The sequence below is a fragment of the uncultured Jannaschia sp. genome, from assembly GCF_947494025.1.
In the GTDB taxonomy this organism is placed as follows: Bacteria; Pseudomonadota; Alphaproteobacteria; order Rhodobacterales; family Rhodobacteraceae; genus Jannaschia.
In genome coordinates this window covers 74,699-97,572 of the sequence record NZ_CANLTQ010000010.1, presented here as the reverse complement: position 1 = coordinate 97,572, position 22,874 = coordinate 74,699, and the positions used below count along the sequence as shown (strand labels likewise).

The 22,874-nt window shown below is 66.3% G+C and carries 19 protein-coding genes; 13 read left to right on the top strand and 6 right to left on the bottom strand.

All coding sequences use genetic code 11. From position 1 onward, the window contains the following. The first annotated feature begins 60 nt into the window (after positions 1-60). From Q1B08_RS13135 to Q1B08_RS13120, 4 genes are all read left to right on the top strand, one after another. Positions 61-2,544, top strand: coding sequence for a tetratricopeptide repeat protein (locus tag Q1B08_RS13135; RefSeq protein WP_299819504.1), 2,484 nt, complete (start codon positions 61-63; stop codon positions 2,542-2,544). A 175-nt stretch (positions 2,545-2,719) separates the two neighbouring features. Further along, positions 2,720-3,334: a polysaccharide biosynthesis/export family protein gene (locus tag Q1B08_RS13130; RefSeq protein ID WP_299819501.1), complete on the top strand. Its 615-nt coding sequence runs from the start codon at positions 2,720-2,722 to the stop codon at positions 3,332-3,334. Between the two features lie 12 nt (positions 3,335-3,346). Further along, positions 3,347-4,684, top strand: coding sequence for a hypothetical protein (locus Q1B08_RS13125; RefSeq protein WP_299819498.1), 1,338 nt, complete (start codon positions 3,347-3,349; stop codon positions 4,682-4,684). Next, positions 4,672-5,331, top strand: a complete 660-nt coding sequence (locus Q1B08_RS13120; RefSeq protein WP_299819495.1) for a rhomboid family intramembrane serine protease — start codon at positions 4,672-4,674, stop codon at positions 5,329-5,331. The genes Q1B08_RS13125 and Q1B08_RS13120 overlap by 13 nt, the downstream gene beginning before the upstream one ends. Positions 5,332-5,374: 43 nt before the next feature. On the opposite strand, the gene Q1B08_RS13115 is transcribed toward Q1B08_RS13120, so the two are convergent. After that, complete coding sequence (locus Q1B08_RS13115; RefSeq protein ID WP_299819492.1) at positions 5,375-6,541, bottom strand: glycosyltransferase; 1,167 nt, start codon at positions 6,539-6,541, stop codon at positions 5,375-5,377. 196 nt (positions 6,542-6,737) lie between these two features. Here Q1B08_RS13115 and glf point away from each other — a divergent pair, with 196 nt between their 5' ends. Next, positions 6,738-7,847, top strand: a complete 1,110-nt coding sequence (gene glf, locus Q1B08_RS13110) for a UDP-galactopyranose mutase (protein ID WP_299819489.1) — start codon at positions 6,738-6,740, stop codon at positions 7,845-7,847. 7 nt (positions 7,848-7,854) lie between these two features. Here the strand turns inward: glf and Q1B08_RS13105 are convergent, their stop codons facing one another. Both Q1B08_RS13105 and Q1B08_RS13100 read right to left on the bottom strand, forming a co-directional pair. After that, entirely contained in the window at positions 7,855-8,835 is a 981-nt protein-coding gene (locus Q1B08_RS13105) for a glycosyltransferase family A protein (RefSeq protein WP_299819486.1), read from the bottom strand. Next, entirely contained in the window at positions 8,832-10,406 is a 1,575-nt protein-coding gene (locus Q1B08_RS13100) for a hypothetical protein (RefSeq protein WP_299819483.1), read from the bottom strand. The genes Q1B08_RS13105 and Q1B08_RS13100 overlap by 4 nt, the downstream gene beginning before the upstream one ends. 282 nt (positions 10,407-10,688) lie before the next feature. Here Q1B08_RS13100 and Q1B08_RS13095 point away from each other — a divergent pair, with 282 nt between their 5' ends. The 6 genes from Q1B08_RS13095 to Q1B08_RS13070 all read left to right on the top strand — a co-directional run bounded on the left by Q1B08_RS13095 (position 10,689) and on the right by Q1B08_RS13070 (position 16,548). Then, positions 10,689-10,949, top strand: coding sequence for a hypothetical protein (locus tag Q1B08_RS13095; protein ID WP_299819480.1), 261 nt, complete (start codon positions 10,689-10,691; stop codon positions 10,947-10,949). Between the two features lie 44 nt (positions 10,950-10,993). Continuing rightward, complete coding sequence (locus tag Q1B08_RS13090; RefSeq protein ID WP_299819477.1) at positions 10,994-11,248, top strand: hypothetical protein; 255 nt, start codon at positions 10,994-10,996, stop codon at positions 11,246-11,248. Between the two features lie 8 nt (positions 11,249-11,256). Beyond that, positions 11,257-12,666 (top strand): hypothetical protein, encoded by a 1,410-nt coding sequence (locus tag Q1B08_RS13085; protein ID WP_299819474.1) that lies wholly within the window; start codon positions 11,257-11,259, stop codon positions 12,664-12,666. A gap of 3 nt (positions 12,667-12,669) precedes the next feature. After that, on the top strand, positions 12,670-14,640 hold the full coding sequence (locus Q1B08_RS13080; RefSeq protein ID WP_299819471.1) for a hypothetical protein: 1,971 nt from the start codon (positions 12,670-12,672) through the stop codon (positions 14,638-14,640). Between the two features lie 220 nt (positions 14,641-14,860). After that, complete coding sequence (locus Q1B08_RS13075; protein WP_299819468.1) at positions 14,861-16,042, top strand: glycosyltransferase family 4 protein; 1,182 nt, start codon at positions 14,861-14,863, stop codon at positions 16,040-16,042. Beyond that, entirely contained in the window at positions 16,039-16,548 is a 510-nt protein-coding gene (locus Q1B08_RS13070) for a serine acetyltransferase (protein ID WP_299819465.1), read from the top strand. The genes Q1B08_RS13075 and Q1B08_RS13070 overlap by 4 nt, the downstream gene beginning before the upstream one ends. A 44-nt stretch (positions 16,549-16,592) precedes the next feature. Here Q1B08_RS13070 and Q1B08_RS13065 read toward each other — a convergent pair whose 3' ends face one another. Beyond that, the gene (locus Q1B08_RS13065) at positions 16,593-17,537 is read right to left on the bottom strand and encodes a glycosyltransferase family A protein (protein WP_299819460.1); all 945 of its coding nucleotides are present in this window, start codon (positions 17,535-17,537) and stop codon (positions 16,593-16,595) included. A gap of 239 nt (positions 17,538-17,776) precedes the next feature. Between Q1B08_RS13065 and Q1B08_RS13060 the strand changes: the two genes are divergently transcribed. Continuing rightward, entirely contained in the window at positions 17,777-18,421 is a 645-nt protein-coding gene (locus tag Q1B08_RS13060; RefSeq protein ID WP_299819457.1) for a hypothetical protein, read from the top strand. A 3-nt stretch (positions 18,422-18,424) separates the two neighbouring features. On the opposite strand, the gene Q1B08_RS13055 is transcribed toward Q1B08_RS13060, so the two are convergent. Together Q1B08_RS13055 and Q1B08_RS13050 are read right to left on the bottom strand one after the other, a co-directional pair. Then, positions 18,425-19,405: a glycosyltransferase family 2 protein gene (locus Q1B08_RS13055; protein ID WP_299819453.1), complete on the bottom strand. Its 981-nt coding sequence runs from the start codon at positions 19,403-19,405 to the stop codon at positions 18,425-18,427. Between the two features lie 160 nt (positions 19,406-19,565). After that, positions 19,566-20,861 carry a glycosyltransferase gene (locus tag Q1B08_RS13050; RefSeq protein WP_299819450.1) on the bottom strand — a complete coding sequence of 432 codons (1,296 nt, stop codon included), beginning with the start codon at positions 20,859-20,861 and terminating at the stop codon, positions 19,566-19,568. Between the two features lie 277 nt (positions 20,862-21,138). Here Q1B08_RS13050 and xrtD point away from each other — a divergent pair, with 277 nt between their 5' ends. Next, positions 21,139-22,755 (top strand): VPLPA-CTERM-specific exosortase XrtD, encoded by a 1,617-nt coding sequence (gene xrtD, locus Q1B08_RS13045; protein ID WP_299819447.1) that lies wholly within the window; start codon positions 21,139-21,141, stop codon positions 22,753-22,755. Positions 22,756-22,874: the final 119 nt, after the last annotated feature.

The window sequence follows — 22,874 nt, the reverse complement described above, 5'->3', positions numbered from 1 at the left end:
TGTCTCGGGCCGGTCTTCTGGTATAGGGAGCGCCAAACAACCGTCACGAGGGTATCGGGAATGACCGGAACTGGGTTTCTTCGCATCGCGGCCATCGTGGCCCTGGGCTTCGGGCTCACCGCCTGTCAGAGCGCCGAGGAACGGGCGGCGGAGCACTACGAAGCGGCGCTCGCCCTGATTTCCGAGGGCGATCCCGACCGGGCCGTGGTCGAACTCCGCAACGTGTTCCAGCTCGACGGAAGCCACCTGGAGGCCCGCCGCCTGCTCGCGCAGCTGATGGTCGAGCGCGGCAACCGCCGGGAGGCCTACAGCCAGTACCTGCGCCTCGTGGAGCAGTATCCCGACGATCTCGAGGCGCGGCTGGAGCTCGCCCGCATGGCCTTCGAGGGCCGCAACTGGGACGAGGTCGACCGCCACGGCCAGACGGCGCAGGAACTCGCCCCCGAGGATCCCCGCGTCGGGGTGATCGAGACCGCGCGCGCCTATCGCGACGCCGCGCAGGACGACGACGCCTCCGCCCGCCGCGAGCTCGCCGCCGAGGCCGAGGCGCAGCTCGCCGACCTGCCGGACGACACGATCCTGCAGAACGTGCTGATCGACAATCACCTGCGCGACAGCGAGTTCTCCGAGGCGCTGGTCTTGATCCGCGCGCTGCTCGAGGGCGATCCCGAGAACCCGGTCTACAACGAGCAGCTCACCGGCGTGCTGGCGCAAATCGGCGACACCGACGCGCTCGAGGCGCAGCTCCGCCGCATGGTCGAGCTCCAGCCCGAGGAGACCGGCCCGAAGACCCGCCTGATCCGGTTCTTCATGTCCAACGACGAGACCGACAAGGCCGAGGCGTTCCTGCGCGAGTTGGCCGAGGCCGCGCCGGAGGGCGAGGCCGGGCCGCGCGTCGACGTCATCCAGTTCCTGATCCAGACCAAGGGCGAGGACGCCGCGCGCGCCGAGATCGAGGACGCCATCGCGACCGCCGCCGATCCGGTGCCGTTCCGCATGATCCGTGCCGGGATGGACTTCACGGGCGGCGCGCAGGACGCGGCCGTGGCCGAGGTCGAGGACGTGCTGGCGGGGGCCGAGCCGTCCGACCAGACCGACGAGATCAAGGTCACGCTCGCCCGGATGCTGCTCGCGATGGGCAACGAGGTCGGCGCCCGCACCCAGATCGAGGAGGTGCTGGCGCGCAACGCCACGCAGCCCGAAGCGCTCAAGATGCAGGCCCGCTGGAACATCGAGGAGGACGACACCGACGCGGCCATCGCAGCACTTCGCACCGCGCTCGACCAGGAGGCCGAGGATTCGGAGGCGATGACGCTGATGGCGGACGCCTATATCCGCGCGGGCTCCCCGCAGCTCGCGCGCGACTTCCTCGCACTGGCCGTCGAAGCGTCGGGCAATGCGCCCGCGGAGTCGATCCGCTATGCCCGCCTGCTCATCGAGGAGGAGCGCTACCTGCCGGCCGAGGACATCCTGCTGCCGGCGCTCCGGCTGTCCCCCGGCAATCTCGATCTGCTCCTGACGCTGGGCCAGCTCTACATGGCGATGGAGGATTACGCGCGCACCGGGCAGGTGGTCGACACGCTGCGCCGGATCGACTCGCCCGAGGCCCGGCAGGCCGCCGACGGCCTCGAGGCCGCGCGGATCGAGGCGCAGAGCGGCACCGAGGAGGCGATGGACTACCTCGAGACGCTAGCCGACGGGGCCGATGCCGACCTGTCCTCGCAGCTGACGCTGCTGCGGGCCCGGCTCGGCACCGGCGACGTCGAGGGCGCGCTCGCCATGGCCACGCAGATGCAGCAGGACAATCCCGAGGATCCGCAGCTCAAATACGCGCTTGCCGTGACCCGGGCCGCCTCGGGCGACGTGGCGGGGGCCGAGACGCTCTATCGCGAGATGATCGAGGCCGACCCGAACCGCCCCGCGCTCTGGATCGACCTGTCGCGGCTGAAGCTGCGCACGGGCGACCGCGCGGCGTCGCAGGCGGTGATCGAGGAGGGGCTGACGCACCTTCCCGACGATCCGCGGCTGCTCTGGGGCAAGGCGTCCTTTCTCGAACAGGACAACCAGATCGACGCGGCCATCGAGGTCTACGAGACTCTCTACGAGCGCAACTCGGATTCGGTCGTCGTGGTCAACAACCTCGCGAGCCTTCTGGCCACCTATCGCGACGACCCCGAGAGTCTCGACCGGGCCTGGACGATCGCGCGGCGGATGCGCGACACCGAGCTGCCGCCGATGCAGGACACCTATGGCTGGATCGCCCACAAGCGCGGCGACAGCGAGGCCGCCCTGCCCTATCTCGAGAGCGCGGCCTCGGGCCTGCCGGACGACCCGCTGGTCCAGTACCATCTGGGCGAGGTCTACCGCGCGCTCGGCCGGCCCGCCGACGCGCTCGCGCGGATGGAGCGCGCCGTGAACCTCGCCGACGCCACCGACCAGCGCCCGCAGATCGAGACCGCCCGCGGCCTCGTGCTGAGCCTGCCCGACGAGATCGCCGCGGCCGATTCGGAGGCCACGCCGGCCGAAACCGAAAGCGGCAACTGAGCCCCCATTCCCCGGCCGCCGTTCGTTCCATGGCGGCCGGAAACGTGACGAAGACACTACGGTCGCGAAATAATCGGGCGTACCGGGACGTCAGGGGTTCCGATTCGCCCGCGAAGCGTCGAGAACCGGCTGGGACGTGCCGCGCAGCCGGCGACAGAGGGCAGGAGAGTTTTCGATGGTGATGGCAATTCGCATGGCACTGGCGGCGGTTTTCGCCCTGGTCGCCACAATCGCGGTCGCGCAGCAGGATTACCGGATCCGGAGCGGCGACGTTCTCAGCGTCGAGGTGCTTGAGGATTCCGGCCTCAACCGCTCGGTCACGGTGCTGCCCGACGGGCGCATCAGCTTTCCGCTCGCGGGCACGCTGACGGCGGGCGGCCGCACGATCGGTCAGGTCCAGGCGTCCATCGCCGAGGCGATCGGATCGAACTTCACCTCGCCCCCCAACGTCTTCGTCGGCGTCCAGCCGCGCGAGCCCGATCCGATCGATCCGAACGCGCTGCTCGGGCCGACCATCGACATCTACATGCTGGGCGAGGTCACCGCCCCCGGTCTCAAGCAGGTCACGCCGGGCACCACCTTCCTGCAGGCGCTGTCGCAAGCGGGCGGCCTGTCGCGCTTCGCCGCGCAGAAACGCATCCAGCTGCGCCGCACCGATCCGCAGACCCGCCGCCAGCAGGTCGTGGTCATCAACTACAAGGCGATCACCAACGGGGCCCTCCTGACCCCGGATTTCGCCCTGCAGGAAGGGGACGTGATCCTCGTCCCGGAACGCCGGCTCTTCGAGTAAGGGATGGCAACCTTGAGACAGGTTCGCCGCGGGGCCGTCGCGTCCACCGCTCTCTGGGGTCTGCTCGGCACCGCCGCGGGCCAGGCGCAGGAAGCCGGGGACGGCGGGTTCCTCGGCACGTTCAGCATCTCGCCGCAGCTCGTCTATTCCGACGACGGCGGCAACGAGGACGGGCTGATCGCCCGCACCGGCCTGGGCCTCGCGATCCGCGACATCACCGCTTCCCGGCAGTTCTTCCTCGAGGCGACCGGTCGCCTCGAGGAAGGGCTGAGCAGCGAGGCCGACACCCCCTCGGGCCTCGACGAGCCCCGGGTCGAGCTGGGCTACAGCTTCGGGACACGCGAAACCGAGATCGACCTCACGGCGAGCTACGCCGAGCGGGACGTGGACGACAGCTTCGTCGATCCCGAGACGAGCTTCCTTATCCTCGACGAGGGCACGCGGCGGGATCTGAGCCTCGGCCTCGCCGTGGCCTTCGGTCTCGAATCGCCTTTCGGCGGCGCCTTCACGCTCAGCCGCTTCGACACGCGGGTGGACGGCACGACCGACGACCGGCTGCAGGATTCCACCACCAACCGGGCGGGCCTGTCGCTGCGCTTCCAGCTCGACCCGCGGATCGCTGCGACGGTCTCGGGCAGCGTGGTCGATCTCGACGGCGACGACCGCGACCGCCGCAGCGAGCGCGTCAGCACCGGCGTCGAGCTGGCCGTCACGCCGACGCTCGAGGCCGATGCGAGCGTGGGCTACGAGCGCGTCACCGTGGACGAGGACGGCGACCGCGACGTCGACGACGGCCTCACCTTCGGGTTGGGCCTGAGCAAGGCGCAGCCGCGCGGCGCGCTGACCGGACGGCTCACCTCCGACGTGACCGAGAACGGCCAGCGCACGCAGCTGAATTTCGGCCAGAACATCGACTTCCCGACCGCCACGCTCGCCTACGGGCTGGGTATCGTCTACGAGAACGACGACTTCTCCCCGCTCTTCTCGCTGTCCTACGCGCAGGATCTGGCGCGCAGCGAGCTGAACGTCTCGCTTCGGCAATACTACCTCACCGATATCGAGGGCGACGAGACGATCAGCACCACGCTCTCGGCCAGCGTCACGCGCGAGCTGACCCCGGTCGACTTCGTGACGGGGACGATCTCGCTGCAGGACACCGCCGTCCAGAGCGGCGATGCCGACGACGCCCGCCGCACCGCCTTCGACGTCACCTACAGCCGCGTGCTGACGCAGGATTGGTCGCTGGTCAGCGGGGCGGGCTACAGCGAGAACGACCGTGAGGTCGCCGAGGACGATACCGACAGCGAGATCTTCGTGGGTCTCCAGAGAACCTTTTCGTGGCGCCGCTGAGGCCAGCGGCGCACGGACTGATCGGCCTCATCCTTCTCTGCACCCTGATCGAGGTGACGTTGTCGCTGGCCGATCTGGGGGTGCTGGGCATGCCCCGGCTGCGGCAACTGACCTACGATTACGCGGGCTTCTGGCCGGGGCTTCTGGGGAACTGGCGGCCGAACTACGCGGTGCAGCCCTGGACGATGTTTCTCACCTACGGTTTCCTGCATGGTGGGCCGGTCCATCTGATCGTGAACATGATCACGCTGTGGTCTCTGGGCCGGGCGGTGATCGACCGCGTCGGCGGCCGGGGGTTCTGGCTGCTCTACGGGGCCGCGATTCTGGGCGGGGGCGCGGGGTTCGGGCTTCTGGCCTCGGATCTGCGTCCCATGGTCGGCGCCTCGGGCGCGCTCTTCGGACTGGTGGGCGGCATCCTCGCCTGGACCTACGTGGACCGCTATTCGCTCGAGGAGGCGATGTGGCCGGTGATCCGCGCGGTGCTGCTGCTCGTCGCGCTCAACGTGGTGTTCTGGTGGGCGATGGACGGCCAGCTCGCCTGGGAGACGCATCTTGGCGGCTTCGTCGCCGGCTGGATCATGGCGCTTCTGATCGACCCCCGCCCCCTGGGCGGCGAGCCGGCACCGCTGTCGAAGCCCCGGGACTGACGCGACCGTTCCGCCCGCAGCCACAGCACTATCGGTCGTAAGTTCAGGTCGAGAGAACCCCGGCCCGCCGCATCACCTCTCCGAAGCGATCGAGGAACCAGTCCGGGCCCAACGCTTCCAGAAGGATCGCGCGCGCCCGGTCGGCCATCCGCGCCCGGCGCGCCTCGTCCTTGAGGTAGGGTTCGCAGACCGCCTCCAGATTCGAGAAGTCCCAGGCGACGGGCACATAGGTCTCGCCGGGCACGAACAGGTCCGGCGCGGTCCTCAGATGCGACATGTCCGGTTTCACCAGAACGGCGCCGCACAGGATGCACTCGAAGTCCCGCCAGCAGAGCTCCCCGAACCCGTAGGGGCTCACCGACATCCGGCTCCGCATCATCTCGCGGTAATACTCGGCCTGCGGCACGCGGTCGACGGGAGCGTGGACCCGCCAGCGTCCGTCGAGCGTGCGCAGCGCCTCGACCGCCGCGTTGCGCATCGGATAGGTCCAGACATCCGGCGCGACGCTCGCCCGGCAGGACAGGTCGATGTCCTTGGTCGCGGCGTCGGGCGGCGGCAGGTCGCGGCTCAGATCGTGGATCTTGTCGTCGAGCGCGATGTTCCAGCCGACGACGATTCTGGCCGCCTCCGCCGCGTCGATCCCGCCGGACCGGGGGATGATGTTGTCCGCGAAGGACGTTCCGAATTCCGTCGCGACGTAATCCGTGAGATTCGATTTTCCCACCCGCGCCTGCGTGTAGTCAGACACATCGGCATAGGCATGCTTCTTGATGTAGAGGTCGCATCGACCGAGCATGTCCGGCCAAAGCACCGACAGGTCGTCGTCGCCGTCGAAGACCAGCGCCCTGGTCGCCGTCCCCCGGACCCGCCCGAGGATCTCCCCCGCGATGGCGCCCGCCGCCTCGGACGGGGTCCGGAAGTCGAGCTTCAGGCCGATGGCGGCATGGCTTCGCAATGCCTCCGTGGACATCGCGCGGGCCTCGTCCAGCGTGCAGAACTTCGCGATCAGCCCGTACCGCCCCGCGATCCGGCCGGAAAAGCGCCGGATGGGTGCGAATTGCTGCTCGCTGGTATAGACCGAGCGGTCCGAGACCAGGAGCAGCGTCCGCGCCTCCACGCCCCGTGCCATGCGGGCCCGGGCCTTCGTCGCCGCGTCGCCAAGGGGGCCGGCGCGCAACCGACGCCCGACCTTGCGGGCCGTATGCTTCAATCGGTCGGTCCGTTCAGTTCCCGTCACGTCGGCTCCGGTCCGTAGGGCCACGTCTCCGCGGCGATCGGTCGAGGGATGGGCGATCTGCCGATCCGGGTCAATGATCCGGCGTTTGCCATTATCGCAGCCCCCGCTGGAAAACGGGGCCCGCTCGCGATAGGCAGGCCGGGATCATTGACGAAAAGGTGGATTTCCGATGCATATCGGTATGGCAGGGGCGGGATTGTCCTGCGCGGTCATCGCGCGCGATCTGGCGGAGGCGGGCCATCGGGTCAGCATCTTCGAGCAACGCGACCATATCGCGGGCAATTGCCATACCGAGCGCGACGCCGGGACGGGGGTGATGCTGCATGCCTACGGGCCGCACATCTTCCACACCGACGATGCCGAGGTCTGGGACTACGTCAACCGGTTCGCGCGGTTCGTTCCTTACGTGAACCGGGTCAAGGCGCGGACCCAGGACCGGGTTTTCTCGCTGCCGATCAACCTGCTCACCATCAACCAGTTCTTCGGCCGCACCATGTCGCCGTCGGAGGCCCGCGCCTTTATCGAGGCGCAGGCCGACACGACCATCGAGGAGCCGGCCAATTTCGAGGAGCAGGCGCTGCGCTTCGTGGGCCGCGACCTCTACGAGGCGTTCTTCCTCGGCTACACGCGCAAGCAATGGGGCGTGGAGCCCACCGAGATTCCGGCGAGCATCCTCAAGCGCCTGCCGGTGCGCTTCAGCTACGACGACAACTACTTCGCGCATCGTTTCCAGGGCATGCCCGAGGACGGCTACACGGCGATGATCGGCAACATCCTCGACCACGAGAACATTTCCGTCGCGCTGAACACCAAGTTCGACACCGCCCGGAAGGACGCGTTCGACCATGTCTTCTGGTCCGGGCCGGTCGATGCCTATTTCGGACACCGTTACGGGCGGCTGAAATACCGCACGCTCGACTTCGAGCGGGTCACGGGCGACGGCGACGTGCAGGGCTGCGCGGTGATGAACTATTGCGACGAGTCGGTGCCTTACACGCGGATCACCGAGCACAAGCATTTCAGCCCCTGGGAGGATCACGAGGGCTCGGTCCTGTTCCGCGAATACAGCCGCGCCTGCGGCGAGGACGACATTCCCTATTACCCGATCCACAAGGTCGCGGGCGACGACACGCTCGAGCGCTACACCGAGGCCGCCGCCGCCGAGCAGGGCGTGACCTTCGTCGGCCGGCTCGGCACCTACCGCTACATGGACATGGACGTGACCATCCGCGCGGCCTTCGACACGCTCGGATCGTGGAAGATGGCCCACGCGGCCTGACCGGGCCTCACTTGTATTCGATCAGCCGCGCCCGGGCGCGCGTCAGGCGCCGCCAGAGATAGGTGAGCGCCCCCTGCGCCTCGGGCAGCTTACCCAGCGTCAAAAACACCGACTGCGGCCAATCCAATCCGCGCACGTGAAGACGCAGCATCTGCAGCGGCCAGACAAGCAGGAGGAGTGCAGCCCAAGGGGTGACGAACAGACCAAGAAGGGTGACGAGTGGCAGGACGATCCCCCAAGCGAGCGTGCGACGAAGCTGGGCCACGCTGTGCCGCTCGGGTCCACGCCCGTGCATCGCCACGCCTTCGGCGTAGGTATATCCGGCGCGGCGCGCACGCTGCCACCATTGGCCGGGGCGGGTGAGCGCCGCGTCATGCAATGTCATCTCCGCGTCGAGCCGCCAGATCTTCCAGCCACGGGCGCGCAGCCGCAGGCACATCTCCGGCTCCTCCCCCGCGATGAGGGTCGGATCGTAGCCGCCGACCTCGAGGAGCGCGGCGGCCCGCATCAGCGCGTCGCCGCCGCAGGCGCGGGCCTGTCCCACGGGCGTGTCCCATTCGGCGTCGATCATCGCGTTCCAGATCGACGCTTCGGGATGACGCTCGCGCCGCCGCCCGCAGGCCACGGCCACCTCCGGGTTCGCGTCGAGAAAGGCGCGGGCCGTACCGATCCAGCCGGGCTGCAGCACGCAATCGGCGTCGACGAACTGGATGTAGAGCGGGTCCGCCCCCTGCCCCGTCAGCCGCCCCAGCCCGGCATTGCGGGCACGAGCGGCGGTGAAGGGCTGGGTCATGTCGAGCTCGACCACCTCCGCCCCCCGCGCCCGCGCGGCCGCGACGCTGCCATCGGTCGAGCCGCTGTCGACATAGACCACCCGGTCCACCTGCGGGACCAGCGCATCGAGACAGGCGATCAGCCGCGCGCCCTCGTTGCGACCGATGGCGATCGCGGCGAGGATCGGGTGCGTCTCTCCAGGATCCCGGTTCACGTGGGTTTCCGGCGGGAGGATCGTCCGGCAGGCGTGCGCGTGATGCGCGTCGTCTGGCGGGTGTAGAGGCTGGTCGGTGCCGCGTGCGCCTCCTTCTCGTCGCGCGCCTGCGTCTGCGTTGCCTTGCGCGTATGCATTGCTGTCGGTCGGGACATTGTTTCTGGCATCGCGGATCGCACATAGGCGCGAATTGGTTCGTCGACCACAACCGAAGCACTGGTTTCCGCGGCGTGTTCGGGCGCCTTGACCTCGAGGCGGCCCCACAATGCCCCGGCGAGAATCCAGGTGATTGGCGTGACGCTCGCGTTCGGAATGAGATCGATGAGGTTGGCGGCGAGGATCAAGGCCAGCGTCGAGGTTTCGCGCCCGACCCTGAGCTGTCCCGATCGCAGGAACAGCAGGAAGATCGGCATCGTCAGCAGGCCGAACTCGAAAAGGTAGCGCGTCCATCCTCCGGCGCCGATGACGATGACCCAGTGGCCGTCGGAGATGGTGATGTCCGCGCCGGTTTCGGAATCGTAGACCCGCCAGCGCCCCCAGGATCCCCAGCCGAAGATCGGCCGCTGCTCCGCCTTTCCGAGGATCATCTCCTCGTTGTCGAAACGGGTCTGCAGGGAGCTGGCTCGACCCGCGTCGATGCTCGCGGCCGCGGACGTAATGCGATCGAGCGGAACGAAGCCCGATCCACGCAGGACGGGATAGGTCAGGAAGATGGAGGCGACGATCACGGCGAAGATCATCTGCATCCGGATCGTGAGGAACAGGGCGACCGGGAGAAGCGCCAGTGTGATCACGAGCGCGCCGAGGGACCGCGACAGAGTCAGCACCGCCAAGAGCCAGAAGGCCGCGAGCAGGAACTGGGTCCGGCGACGCGCGTCGAGCCGTGCCAAGCCGATGGCGGCGAAGATCGTGCCGGAAAAGAAGATGGCGAGGACCAGCCCGTGGGACAGGAAGACGAGCGGACGATAGCCACCGCCCCGGACGTGCTGGGCGAAAGAATGCGGAAAAAACCCGTAGATCCATCGATTAAGCTGTGGCGAAAGCCGGATTTCAACCAGAGCTAGGAATGAATAGGCCAGCCCGGCGAGGCAGAGCGTCAGGAGCACCATCCGATGGGCCTCGGGCGTGGCGAGGTATTTCCGCGCCAGAAACATCGGCAGAACCATCATCAACGTGTTCAGGACGATCGAGAACCCGTCGTAGAGACTTAGGCCAGCAAGGACGCGCCCCCCGTAGACCAGCGTATCCGAATTGGTCGCGACAGACAGAAAGGCACTGGCGATCAATCCCAGTAGCAGAAACCGCGCAAGGGTCAGGCGCGACCAGGCCCCGGCGAGTCCCACTTCCGGACTACGGGGTGAGACCAGCAGGATAGCCATCAGCAGGGCTGTGAGCGCGGGAACCGTACTTTTGTTGAGCGGCGGCAGGACGGGGAAGTCGATCCCTCCCCGTTCGGGCAGGAGGAGGAACCCCCCGATCAGCGTGACCAGAATCGCCAGGGGTAGGCGCAGTTTCTGGAAGAGAACCGCGCCGATCACAGGCCAGGCGAAGATGGCGAGAAGTGGGGGCATCGATCCCGACAGATAGCGACACGGACGGATTGCGGCTCGGGCTCAAGGCGAGGCCCGATCATTCGCCCGCGTCATGACAGATATGGTTATGCCGCGCTAGCACCCGAGCCTTGCGAAAGGCTGAACTCTCTCGGAACGCATCCCGGATTGGTTCACGAATCGTTAACCGCTCCTATCCAGATCTTACCGCGCATTCACGTTCCATAGACGGAGAGCCGGACCCCGCGACAGCAGGGTGCGGCCTCTTCGTGTCCGACGCGTCCCGAAGGCAAGGATACATCCATGAACGACATTTTCGCCGATTTCTCGGGCGGACTGGAAAGCCCAGCCACCTACGTCCAGACGATCACGCCCAGCGACGAGGCCGACCTGCCGCGCGCCAGCCGCGCGCTCAACGTGGCCGTGGACGGGTCGATCCGGATCACCACCGTGAGCGGCACGACGGGAACGATCTATGTCGCGGCCGGCATCACCTTCCCGGTGCGCGTCACGCGGGTCTGGGCGACGGGCACGACGGCGACGGGCATCTCGGTCCTGTCGTGATGATGAACCTGGGCTTCAACCTGTCATCTTCCGGATCGTACCGTGTGACGAAGGATATCGGTCCGATCCTCCACAAAGGCGCCGTGCCGGTCTTCGACGGCTCCGTGCTGGTCGAGCCGGGATCGGCCTTTCCCGCTACGCCCCTCCAGGCGCCGATCTTCGAGGGCTTTGTGCTGACCGTGGACCGAAGCAGCACCCCGGTCTTCGACGGCTCCGTGCTGGTCGATCCAGGATCGGTCTCCGTTCTCAAAGGCCTTGAGGCGCCGATCTTCGAGAGCTTCGTTTTGACCGCAGAATAGGATCTCCTATGCCGCTTTACCAATTCACCAATACCGACACGAACGAAAGAACGCGCCGCATCGTCTTCCAAGGCGAGGACGTCCGGACGTTCCTTTCGGCGGGCACCTACACGATCTGCAGGATCGAGGAGACGCTTTCGCCGCCGGCCACGGTCGAGATCCCGGTCGTCGAGACGGAGCCGCCGTCCGAACCCGTCGATCCGGTCGAGGCCCCCACAGCGCCCGAGCCGGACGATTCTGCCGAACCGTCAGAGCCCGTCGATCCCCCGGCGACGCCCGAGCCGCCGGCAACACCCGATCCTGTCGAGCCGAGTCCGCCGTCGCAAGAGCTTCCGGTGCCGGAGATCCTTTTCCCCGAAGACGGAACGATCGAGATCAAGGCTCATGACGGCGTGGTCACGCTGACCGTTACGGAGTCCGGAGCCTATGACGGCGAATACGAGGTCGACACCGCCGAACTCGCTGCGAAGGATGCGATCAACCTCAAGCCGGCCGTCATCTCCGGCGACGCTATCATGGGAAGCACCCTGACGGCCACGCCCGGCCTGTGGGTCTACGACGGCGCCAACCCGGCCCCGATGATCATGGCCGAATGGCGCAAGGACGACACGCCGATTGCCGACGCCACGGGATCGACCTACACCTTGGCCGACGATTACGAGGCGTCGATCACCTATGGCGAGACGCTCGGGAACGCCTATCAGATTTCCAACGCCATCAAGACCGAGCCGATGCCCATTGCAGTGGAAGTACCCGCCCCTACGCCCGCACCGAAGGGATTTGCGGCCATTCCAAACGGCGTCGTCGTCTTCGATCTGCGGACGAAAGATCACCTCTACGCCGACCGGATCGGCGGCAAGAAAGTCAGTAACAACGACCAAGACGTCGAGCAGTTCGAGGATCTCTCGGGCAACGACAACCATTATGCCAGGGCGCCAAGGTATGGATGTCCTACAGCAAGAGATGGGTACGTCGAATGGTCTTATACAGACAGGATCGAACCCGCCAGTCCTCTTGTTGAGCTGGAAAATGGAATGGAGTTGTTCATCCGGATCAAGACGTTAGATACTACGCTAATTCCTCTTCATGTAAGCGGCATTGCAGCTTGGGGGATCGCCAACCCCGGCAATCAAACCTCTCCGCATATGGTAGAGGCAGCCAAACAGAATATTATCTACGAGGTCGATGGATCACCGGTGACCTCGAAACAAAACGCGGTTAGCGCAGCTTGGTCGGAAACTGAAGATTACGTGACTCTCCATATGCGCGGTGTCGACCTTTCTAACATCACGGATGTTGGAACCAAGCTCAGCATCCTCTCAGACAAGTTCATTGGCAACGTCCGAGGCATCGCCCTTACGAAAGCGCTAACCGCAACTGAACGCGCTAAGACCTACGCTATTTTGGCCGGAGACTAATCTATGAAAACCATTTTTTTCGCATCGACAGCTCTTGTTACTGGTGCAGTCTCCGCTGCGCAGGGCAGTCATACGGCGGGACCGGTTTCGGGATCGCTTACGCACAATATACAGGCAACGCCTGATTTCGTAGCTTTGCCGCCGAAAGGCTCGGGTGATGTCTCGGTTAAGCTCCTGATCGAACGGACCCCGCTGCAGGTGGCACCAGAATCCGTCTTCTTTGAAGCAACAGATCTCGCGGGCTGGAACGCTCCCTTCAGCGCCACCGGTTACAACGCCCAGGACCACGACCTGATCTATCTCTGGGATTTCGGCGACGATGGCGCAACCTTTACGGCGCCTACCAATGTGCTGGCGCAGTGGAAGGACGCGAATAAGGGCTACGGACGCAAGGTCGCCCACGTTTATCAGCAGCCGGGTACCTATACGCCGTCCGTTCTCATCATCGAGCCGTCCTCAGGGAAGAACATCACGATTACGCTCGATCCGATTACGGTCGCGGACCCCGACGTGGTCTATTCAGGCAGCAAGACGATCTTTGTCTCGGCCAATTCCAGTCACCCCAATCGTCCCGCCGGGTCGAAGCACTCCCCGACCGCTTCCGGAGCTTTCACGCTCGGGGCCGGGACGGATTGCCGGATCATGTTCGCGCGGGGCGAGACGTTCACCACAGGCAAGCTAGATTGCCGAAGCCTCAAGCGGTTCATGCTCTGCGCAGCGCCTGGATCGGGGGCAAAGCCCGTTATCCGCAAGACGGGCACCACATATGAGCAGCCCCTGATGGAGATACACTACGATTACACGTCTTCGCAGATCATCGTGGACGGCCTGCAGTTTGAGGGTGCGTGGGACTCCACGACCGAAACGGGCGGCGACAAGGCGGGGCCGTGCTTCAAGCTCCACGCACAGTCGGCCGTGAACATGCTTGTCACAAACTGCGAAAGCAGCGGCTTTTTCTACACGATGCTCTGGCTTACTCAGAAGAGTGGGGATGCTGCGAAAGCCGGCCGCTTCTGCCTGCACAACACTTTCGTAACCAACTGGCAGGACTACGGCCTCTATATGGAGGCTTGCGGGCGCATCGCGCTTCTGGGCAACCGGCTTTCGCAACATGTGGATGCACTGTCGGGTGGTCCGAAGACCTATGACCCGCGCCTGCACAACGGCCACGGGCCGATGCGCTTTCAGTTATTCATCCCGCACCATGTGCAGATCGACGGCAACGACATGTTCACGCGCTGCGGCTGGTTCCCGAATGTTCCCGAGGTGGCGACGGAGCAACCCTGCATTCGGGCCAACATGGCGCAGCGACGTGACAGCATGTACCATGTTTCCCGGTGCTCGATGGAGGGTGGAGACGTCTCAATCGTCAACGGCCCGATGAACGGGAACATCGCTCCGGTGCTGTCCCCCATGGTCGTGGAGATGTGCTACTTCGTCGGATCCTACCAGACCCGGTATTTCGTCATCACGTCTTCGTCCGGACTGACCGTGCGGAACACCGTCGGCATTCGGCCCAATCTCCCGGTCTTTAGTGGGAAGGACTGGATCAGCTTCGTGACGGTCGCGGGCCACGACACCGGAGCCCCGGTGAAGGTCCACAACAATACTTACATCAACCTGTCTACGGACGGCGAAGGCGAGCCGTTTGTTGATAAGGAGACCGGGTCGTTCACGGTCATGGAAGCGGACAACATTACCCACGCGCCCCGGTTCAATCCTTCGGTCACGGACTTTGCCCCGCTCGATCAGACCCCGCGCTGGACGCCCCGCCACAAGGGCTACAAGAACAAGGGTGATGCCTCGTTCCATACAGAATATGCGACCCCGGCAGACACTGTCTGGAACGCAGCTCCGTTGGAAAAATCTCCTGTACTTGGAGCAGCGGTAGTTGAAGATGCAGTCTATGTAGATCTCGCCGGACAAGTCCGTCCGGCTTATCCATCCGTAGGAGCTCTCGAAATGCAGGATTGAAGCCACGCCGGCTTGCCTGCGGAGCGTCGGGGAGGAATAAGGCGGTCGACCGCGCGAGAGGGTCGACTGCCCCATGACCCAACAATCTTTTCCAATCGCCTACCTGACGGCTCTGTTCCCCGCCGTCTCGCATACCTTCATCCTGCGCGAGATCGAGGCCCTAGACGATCTGGGCCTCGACATCCGCCCTGTCTCGGTTCGCCGGGCGGGGCCGGAGCAATTGATCGGTTCGGCCGAGAAGGCTGCTGCCCGACGCACCTTCCATATCATCGAGACCGCAAAGAAGCCCCGCAAGGCCGCAGCTGCGCTCTGGCATGCAATGCGGCACCCATGTCCGTTTGCCAAAGCCGTTTCCCTTGCTTGGCGGATGCGGGCACCGGGGCTGAGAGCGCTGGTCTACCAAGGGATCTATCTGGCCGAAGCGATGGTCCTCGCATGGCATCTGCGCCGGACGGGCTGCGGCCATGTCCATACCCATTTCGCCAATTCCAGCGCCACCGTCGGTGTGCTGGCCGCTCGGTTGGCCGGCACCGGGTTCAGCTTCACGCTGCACGGCCCTTCGGACCTGTTCGAGGCAAAGTACTGGCGGCTCGACACCAAAATCTCGGAGGCCCGCTTCGTCGCCTGCATCAGCCATTTTGCACGCAGCCAGGCGATGCTCCACGCCGATCCCGATCAGTGGCACAAGCTGCGGATCGTGCATTGCGGCGTCGTGCCGGAACTCTACGGCATGCTGCCCCCGGCAAATCCCGAGGCGGGGCTCCGTCTCGTCTTCGTAGGCCGCCTCGCACCGGTAAAGGGTCTGCGCATCTTGCTGGATGCGTTCGACCGCGCACGGGAAGCCCGGCCGGACATGCACCTGACGATCATAGGCGACGGGCCGGACCGCGCCGAACTCGAATGTCTCGCAGCCCCGCTGGAGGCGGCTGTGACCTTCACCGGCGCACTGTCACAGGCGGACGTGGCGGCCCGGCTCGCAGCAGCCGACGCACTCGTTCTGCCGAGCTTTGCCGAGGGCGTGCCAGTCGTGCTGATGGAGGCCATGGCCAGTGGCAAACCGGTGATCGCCACGCGAGTCGCGGGCGTGTCGGAATTGGTCGAGGACGGGATTAGTGGCTATCTGGTCCCGCCGGGCGACGTAGAGACGCTAACGGCACGGTTGCTTGATCTAGCGAACGATCCTGATTGTTGGGCGGAGATGGGTCGGGCCGGACGGGAGAAGGTCGTACGGGACTTCGACATCCGCCGGGAAGCCGCTCGGCTGGCCCGGCTGTTCCAAGACGAAGGGGGCGAGACACTCCGCCTCGAAGGCTCATCAGGCAACGCTTCTGTCAAAGACCCAGCAAGTAATTCCTTTTTGGCTCGACAACCAAAAACGACTACTCCCGGAGAGCAGAATTGAAGCCGTCCGACGACAGAACGCCCGACTGGACGCGGGAACGTCCCAGATGCTGGTGGGATCCGTCCCGTCGCCTCCTGAAGGCGATCCGCGACTATCAGAATGCGAACAGCCGCGGCGCAGTCTTTCGCAAGAGGATCGCCGTGTATCGTCACAGGTTCTGGTCGGTGGTGACGCAGGCCGACATTCCCCTGAATGCCAATATCGAGGGCGGACTGATCCTTCCTCATCCCAACGGCGTCGTGATTCATCCGACAGCGCAGATCGGGCCGAACTGTTTGCTGTTCCAGCAGGTGACAATCGGAACCGTGGAGGGTCGAAGCGGAACGCCTGTCCTGGAGGAACGGGTCGATGTCGGTGCGGGTGCGCGTATCCTGGGCCCGGTCCGGATCGGCCATCATGCGAGGATCGGGGCAAATGCCGTCGTCGTGACCGATGTTCCGGCCGGCGCGATCGCCGTGGGCATCCCGGCCCGAAACCACTTCAAGGAGGGTGCGTTCGACAGGTGATTCCCGCAGGCATCTAACAGCGGACGATTACGCAGGACGGGAGGTCAGGAGGCCTCCAACCGCCAGCGCCCCGCCCGCTCCGCCTCGATCTCGGCCACGGCGCGGGCCTTGCCCATGCGGAGCGCGCGGTGCTGGTAGTCGCGGATGAAGGCCACGAGCTCGGCATCGCCGTGCCGCGCGGCGCCCTTGATCATTGCACCGAAATAGCCCTGCAACATCGCGAGCCCCCCCGTCACGTAAGGCTTCTGACGCGCCTTGTTGACGGCCGAGGCGACGAGGAAGGTAGGCGAGGTGCCCATGTAGTACTGCCCGAACCCGTGCCGCCGGCGGCCGGTATGGATCGAGGTCTGGCTCGATCCCATCGGCCGCAGATGCTCGAAGCGCAGCTCCGGGTCATCCCAGCTTACCGGCGTCCAGCCGAGTTGGCGTGCCTTGTGGCAGTCGATCCCGTCCCACATTACCTCGCGCACGAAGCCGCCGATCTGGCGGAAGCAGGCGACCGCGTAGAACTTGGTCATGCCGAGCGACATCTCGTCACCGATTTGCTCGGAGACGAGCGCGCCCGACGCGTCGCGGAAATAGGCCTTGCCCGAGCAGGTGCCAATCCGCGGGCGGGCCTCCATCCGGTCCATCAGGATCTCGAAATACCGCGGCGGCAGGTCGAGATCGAGGTCGAGCTTGCAGAGATAGGCGTAGGCGTCGAGGTCGATCTGGTCGAGCCCGAAATAGAACGCCTCGATCACGCCGGGGCCGACGGCACGGACGCCGCGGTCGGGCTTCCGGACGACCTCGATCCAATCGTGGCGGGCGGCGTATTCAGCGAGGATCGCCGGCGTCGCGTCGGTCGAGCCGTCGTCGACGATCACCCATTTCGCCGGCCGCTCCGATTGCGCCACCACGCTGTCGAGGGTGCGGCGCATATAGTCCGCCTCGTCGCGGCAGGGCGAGATCAGCAGGTAGGCACGCGGGTCGGGGGGCGTGGGCGTCATGGCTCGGACCTCCGTGCTTCGTCGACCCCGGTCTGCCCCGCGGGCCGGCGGCACGCAAGTCCGGGTCGGAGCCGTGTCCCGCCCATTGCTTGCGAGGGTCAACGGATCGCTGCGGAGTGGAGCCATTAAGGGCCGGCTCACCGTTCTCATACCAAACGCGGAAGCGAGCCGGATACGTTGCGCCTTTCGCCCTGCTGCATCATTCAACGGATCGGACTACCCGACAGGAGATGCCCGGCATGTCCCGAGCTTCCGAAGCCTATCTCGCCGCGGAGCGGGCGATGGAGATCCCGCCCGTCGACCGGCGGGGGCGGACCGACGAGAATCCGAAGGGGATCGGGTTCTGGGCGCTTGTGGCGGAGGATTTCGCCACCCACGACCGCAACCTCTTCGAGCAGGGGTTCTGGGCCGTCTTCGTGCATCGCTTCGGCAACTGGCGCATGGGTCAGCCGAAGATCGTGCGCGCGCCCTCGACGCTGCTTTACCTCGTCCTGTTCAAGATCGTGGAATGGGTCTGCGGCATGTCGCTGTGGTACACGGTCAAGCTCGGGCGGCGGGTCCGGATCTGGCACCACAGCGGCATCGTCCTGAGCGCGCGGGCGATCGGCGACGACGTGCATATCCGCCAGAACACCACCTTCGGCGTCCGCAATCGGCGCGACGTGGCCGATCTGCCGATCATCTGCGCCGGGGTCGATATCGGGGCCGGCGCCTGCATCGCCGGTGCGGTCGTCGTCGGGCGCGATGCCCGCATCGGGGCCAACGCGCTGGTCATCGACGACGTGCCCGAGGGCGCCACGGCGATCGGCAATCCCGCGACAATCCGTGGGAGGCGAGCCGAGACTTCCCCGAACCCGGTCACGTCAGAAAACGCGCCGGGCTAGACCTCAGATCCGGCCAGGGGGCAGACCCAGGAGCGGGCGGCAGCCGGCGGCCCAGAAATCGCCGAAGAACCGCTTCGGCGCCATGGCGCGCCCGCCCCGCGCCCGCACGAGCGCGTGGTTGATCGCCGCCCCGCCCGTCCAAGCCGCCGCGGAGGCAAGCGCGTAGCCGCGGCCGTGGTTCTTGCGGAAATAGTGCTGCCAGGAATGGTACCAGTAGGCCGGGCGCCGTGTGCGTTCGGGGACCAGCGATTTCACTTCGGTCGAGGCCCCTTCGACATGCACGACCTGCGCCTCGGCCACGTGCCAGCATTCCCAGCCGGCCCGCGCGGTCCTGAGCATCAGGTCCACCTCCTCGAAATAAAGGAAGTACTCGGGGTCGAAGAAGCCGAGCTCACGCCAGACGTCGAACCGCGCCAGAACCGCCGCGCCCGCCACCCAGTCGACCCGCCGCGTGGGAATGTCGGGCGGCAGCGCCACCTGATGGCGCGCGAGAGCCCGCGCGACGGGGCCGAAATTGATCGCCGCGGAGAGGGTCGAGAGGGCGGAGGGGAACCGGAACGCGGCCGTGACCGGCTCCGGACTGTCCGGCTGGCGGATGCGCGCCCCCGCGACGGCGGCCTTCGGATGGGTAGCGAGGAAATCGGCGAGGGTCGCGATCGTCTCGCCCTCGAGTTGCGCGTCGGGGTTGAGGAGGAACACGTAGTCCGGTGGGGCGGCGCGCTTGGCAAGCGTCTCGAGCACGAGGTTGTTGCCCCGCCCGAAGCCGTGATTGACGCGTTCGAGATGAAGCGTGACCCGCGCGCCCCAGCTACGCGCTTCCGCCGCCTCCGACAGCATCGCGCCGTCGCCGTCGGGCGAGGCGTTGTCGACGAGGTGGACATGCACGTCGTGGCCCGGATGCGCGTGGGCCAGCACGCTCTCGACCGCGGCGAGGGCAAGCTCGCCTGCGTTGTAGTTCACGACGATGACGGCGATCTCGGCCATGGTGTCCTCTCCAGGGTGCCGGGGGATCTCTAGGATCGCGGACCCGGCTCCGCAACGCGGCGCCTTCGATCGGCAGGGCCTTCGCAGCTTCGACTGCCTTCGAATACGTGACAGACCAACACAAGAAGCCTTACCGTTTCGAATCTTCGAACGACCCGGCCTACCCGATCGGATCGGGCCACGCCGCGCGGCGGCCCGTGACCTTGTCGTAGACCTCTGCGATCTGCCGGGCCTTGGCCTCCCAGGTGAACAATGCGTGTGCCCGTTGCCGGGCGGCCTCGGCCATCGGTTTCAAGCGTTCGGGCCGCGCGGCGACGCCCTCCAGCGCGGCGCGCAGATCCGCCACGATCCGGGCACGCGGCCCGATCGGCACGGTGATCGCCGTTTCGGGCGTGACCAGCTCGCCCGGCCCGGCATAATCGACGACCAGCGGGACGACGCCCGTCGCCATCGCCTCGAGCACCACCCCGCCGCCGAACTCCCGGATCGAGGGAAAGGTCAGAAGGTTGGCGCGGGACAGGATGGTCTTCACTTCCTGGTGCGGCACCTGGCCGTGGAAGGTGACGGCCTCCGACAGGCCCGCCTCGGCCACCTGCCGCTCGAGATCGGCGCGCATCGGCCCGTCGCCCACGATGTCGAGGACGAGGCGCCCGTCCCGCAATAGCTCCGCCGCCGCCTCGATCAGCATGTCGCAGCCCTTGTAGGGCACCAGCCGCCCGAGAAAGCAGCCCCGGAGCGGCAGGGCCGTCGCCTGCGCCGCGATTTGGTCGAAGCGCGCGGGATCGATGGCGTTCTCGGGGAGCCAGACAGTTTTGGACCGGAACCGCGCCGGAATCTCCGAGGCGGTGTGGCGCGAGCCGGCGAGAATGGCGGCGGCGGCCCCGAGCGTCCGGAGCCGGGCCGGGCGCAGCTTGTAGGCGCTCCGCACGTAGGAGAGCCATTCCCGCTCCCGCCGCCGCTCCGCGTCGAAGCCCCGGGGCCAGGGCACGCCGCCGTTGAGCGGACCCAGCACGAAGGGCGTACCCGTCGCCGCCACCTTCGACGCGAGCCCCGAGGGAATGGTGGGCGAGAGCGGCGTGATCCGGTGCACCACGTCGTAGGCCCCGGCCGCGATCTCGGCGCCGAACCGCTTCCAGACGAGATGTTCGAAATAGGGATAGGCCAGCCCTTCGAGTGCCGTCTTCATGGTCCAGCCGCGCCCCTCCCCCATGCGCAGGACCGTGGAAAGGCGGTGCATGCGTTCGGCCACGGCCTCGCTGTCGATGGCGGTGAAGTCGCGGCCTTCCACGAGGCCCGCGCGCAGGATGGCCTCGCGGTTGCGGATCTGCGTGACCAGATGGACATCCGCCACGCCCGCGAGCGCACGGGCCATGGACCAACCGACCAGCGGCACGCTGACCCATTCGGGATTGGCGGCCTCGGCGATGGCCAGGACCTTGTGGCGGGGTTCGGTCATCGCTGCGCTTTCCCGGAGAAGTGAACACTCTGTCCGGCGGAAGGGCTACAGGAGGGGACTTCGCCAACCAAGCCCCGTGCGTATCCGTTCGAGACGAAGGACCGGGTCCACCCGTTCACGATGCCGGATTTCGCTACAATCATTTCCATTCGGCAGGATTTCGTTCAATTCTTGATGATACGTGCCCGTTCGAGCGGTGCCTACGCGGCACCGCCGCTTGGCGGATGGAAACGCATCTGCTATCGGTCCGCGCGTATTTTCGAAAGGCATTTCGGGCATGTCCGTTTCCAGCTCCGCCTCTCCGACCGGGTTTTCGCTGGCCGGCACCTCCCTTTCCGGCCTCGTCTGGCTGGCGATCGCGCTTCTGGGCGCGGGGCTGTTCTTCTGGCCCGGCACCGTGGCGCTGCTCGAGGCGTGGCAGCTTCCCGAATACAGCCACGGGCCCCTGATCCCGATTCTCTCGGGCCTGCTGTTCCTGCGTCAACTCAAGGAATACCCCGCCGATCCGGGACCCAAGCGGGACCGATGGGTCGGGGTCGCCGTGGTGCTCCTCGCCGTCCTCATGGGCAGCCTCGGCCGGCTTGCCAATATCGACGACATCGTCGCCTACGCGCTGATCCTCTGGGTCGGCGGGCTGCTCCTGATCTCCTTCGGCTGGCAGACGGGCAAGAACTTCTGGCCCGGCGTCGTCCACCTCGTCTACATGCTGCCGCTGCCCGGCGTGATCTACTACAAGATGACCACGGGATTGCAGTTCGTCTCCTCCGAGCTCGGCGTCTCGATGCTCCGGATGATCGACGTCCCGGTCTATCTCGACGGCAACATCATCGATCTGGGCGTGGTGAAGCTGCACGTGGCGGAGGCCTGTTCGGGCCTGCGCTACCTGTTCCCGATCATGTCCTTCTCCTACGTCTTCGCCTGCCTCTACCGGGGGCCGGTCTGGCACAAGGCGGTGCTGCTTCTGGCCGCGGTGCCGATCACCGTGGTGATGAACTCGGTCCGCATCGCCATCGGCGGCTACATTGCCAACACCTACGGGCTCGACTGGCTCGAAGGGTTCACCCACTTCTTCGAGGGCTGGGTGATCTTCATCGCCTGCGTGGTGCTGCTCTTCGTCCTCGCCTGGGCGATGATGAAGCTCGGCTCCGACCATCGCTCGCTGTCGGAGGCGCTGGATCTGGAGATGGACGGGCTGGTGCCGCAATTCCTGCGCATCCGCCTCGTGCGCCCCTCGGCGGCGCTGATCGCCTCGGCGGTGCTGCTCCTGGGCGCCGCGGCGGCCTTCACCGCCCTGCCCGAGCGCAATACCGGTCCGGTGCCGCGCGACAGCTTCGCGCTGTTCCCGCGGACCCTGGGAGAGTGGGAGCAGGCCGGCCCGCGGCAATTCCTCGACGAGCGGGTCGAGGGCGTGCTCGGCGCCGACGATTACCATCAGGTCACGCTGGCCCAGCCCGACGCGGCCGAGACGGTGGGCCTCTTCATGGCCTGGTACGACGACCAGTCGAAGGGCGGCGTGCATTCGCCCGAGGTCTGCCTGCCCGGTTCCGGCTGGGAGATCGCCTGGCTCGAGCGGACCGACGTCGCCGACGAGATGGGCAGCGACCGCCCGTTCGAGCTCAACCGCGCGATCATCCAGATGGGCGAGACGCGGATGATGGTCTATTACTGGTTCCAGCAGAAGGAGCGGCGGATCGCATGGGACTTCGAGGCGAAGTTCCAGCTGATGCTCGACGGCATCCGCACCGGCCGCACCGACGGCGCGCTGGTCCGCCTGACCACATTGATTGCTCCCACCGAAGACGATGCCGCCGCCGAGGCCCGCCTGCAAAGCGTCCTCGACGAACTGGTGGACCCGTTGCCGCGCTTCATTCCGGAAGGCGATCCGGCGGCGTAAAAGGTCGGCCCTATCCGGTTTCGCGGGGCCTCGAAGCTACAGATAAGCTTGATCAGCGAATGGCCCCGCGCCTGACGCGGCGCTCAGAACGGTGCTGGCGGGGAGCTGAGACATCCGGC